The organism is Bartonella sp. MU70NMGDW, from assembly GCF_042194085.1.
In the GTDB taxonomy this organism is placed as follows: domain Bacteria; phylum Pseudomonadota; class Alphaproteobacteria; order Rhizobiales; family Rhizobiaceae; genus Bartonella; species Bartonella grahamii.
In genome coordinates this window covers 1-2039 of sequence record NZ_JBHIMK010000215.1, presented here as the reverse complement: position 1 = coordinate 2039, position 2039 = coordinate 1, and the positions used below count along the sequence as shown (strand labels likewise).

1 protein-coding gene is annotated in these 2039 nt (G+C 33.1%); it reads left to right on the top strand.

Annotation, left to right across the window (positions count from 1 at the left end):
• Positions 1-1890: 1890 nt before the first annotated feature.
• Positions 1891-2039: NAD(P)-binding domain-containing protein (locus ACFIKE_RS09855; RefSeq protein ID WP_375649651.1), on the top strand; the 149-nt coding region annotated here is incomplete at its 3' end.

Here is a 2039-nt window from a genome sequence, read left to right as displayed (position 1 = left end):
TAAAAATCCACTTTTGGGTGAAGCTATCATTCGTCAAGTTTTGTTAGGGCTTACAATTATTGCACGACGCCAGATGGCAGCTTAACAGTTTAAAAATATGATGATTTTTTATTTTTAGTACGCCACAGAGGTATTTTCAGCAATTAAAACTGTTATGCTATCAAGTGGAGGTTGAGGGAACTTGTATTTTTGATGATGCGTTTTAGGAGCTTGAAAGCTTGATAGAAACTTTTCTTCAAAATAAATTGTTTATTTTCAAAAGGCAATTTTGACATAGTTTTATTATTTTGTTGTGCCGTAAAATACTGTTTTTTAGGTTAGTGATACGAGACTCATATAAAATTTATGTATTCGATGTTTTTTTGTGTGGGTATTTGGTGAATATTAGGCTCGCTCATAGAGTCTTAATGGAGTAACTCCCCTCATGCAAAGCAGAGCATCTCAAACAACAGAAGACACTTGTATGGTAAATTCATACGCTTTCTTAGAAATATTTTTCAATGCGCGTCATATCTATTTCGTGACGGTGTTTGTGAATGGTGTAGAAGTAAAGTTCCTTGTGAAGAATATAAAATCCATAGGGCAACTCTATCTTTACGCTTAATAAAAGTGCAAGCCAGAGCACCATTATATACTTTGCTATCCTCTAATGTTGCTACAGTTTTTAGCATTAGAGAGCGTTTTTCATCATTTTTTGCTTACATGTCTTCTTGTGACGTACAGATAAGGGATTTTAATTGATAAGAGGGTTTGTTATGAAAGAATTTTACAGTATTCGAAGTTATGATTCAAATTGAAAAAAATTATCATTTTTATAAATCAATATATTATAGATTAATTGAATCGCATAAATAGTGAGCCAATGGAATCTTTTAGACAAGAAAATGAACTGTTTGCAGATCTGTATGAATTAAGAATCTTCGTGGGATGAGGAGAAAGTCAAAATAGATTATGATGAAAACGACAGCACCTATGAGGAGGCTTTTATGTTTAATACAGAGATGATTTTTAGCAATGAATGTGTTTCATAAACAGAGCAAGCCATTGTTTACTATTAATAATTAATTATTTTTCATATTGAATCAATCAGAACAATGTCTTTTGCACGTCATACGTGGGGGGCGTCTGGATAAAAACTGTACAAGAAAGCACTAAAAATGTCTCTTATGAATGCTCTCAAATTCCAAGGGTTTTCGCAACATTTTGGGTAGGAAAATATAATGATAGTGTTTTATTAGGTGTAAAGAGGGTCGTGCTTAATGGATTTATAGTTATAACATTTACGAAACACTGTCGTGAGATAGGCTGGGGAGCGAGATGCCTTTTTAAAACAAACGCATGAATTTGTAATCCAAATCTATTCTGTTTAGGGCGTTCTATTTTACGTGAAGGTTGTGACTCCATTAAAGGGATGTTCAGTGTTTTTTTATCAGACTTTTTCTTTATTGAAAGAGCGTGTTTTTCTCATATTTGTTTGATTTATGGTATCAGAAATCGGGAGGGGAAAATGTTTTTAATAGTATCTTTTTATATGCGTTGTTTTACGGTGTTTTCAATATTCGCAAAACTTGTGTTGATGTTGTAGGTGGAGGCATAATACGTTTTTATATAGGTCTAATGTACAAATTAATGAACGTATCGGGATAATTGGGGAAGAGTTAGTGCCTGCTTACGCTTTTGATGTGTTTTTTTTGTGAGTAAATTAGTAAGATAAAGTAAACTGATGGGATTTTATGTAGAGTCGTTGTTATCTTAATTGAGAGTGCATTTATATTTTATGTGTTTTCTAGGTAAAATGATCTGTTGTTAGCTTGTGCAGGTAATGATTGGTAAACTGCGTTATTCTTTATTCCTTAGTTGTCGTTTTCAAAGAGTTTTTAAAGGTGAAAGATGCCCCATATTCAGTTTGAAAAAATAGCACTCATTGGAATCGGTCTGATTGGGTCTTCTTTAGCAAGAATGATTAAAAAGAAAAATCTTGCGGCTCAAATTTCTATTGCAACACGTCGTTCAGAAACCTTGAAAAGAGCGCGCGAATT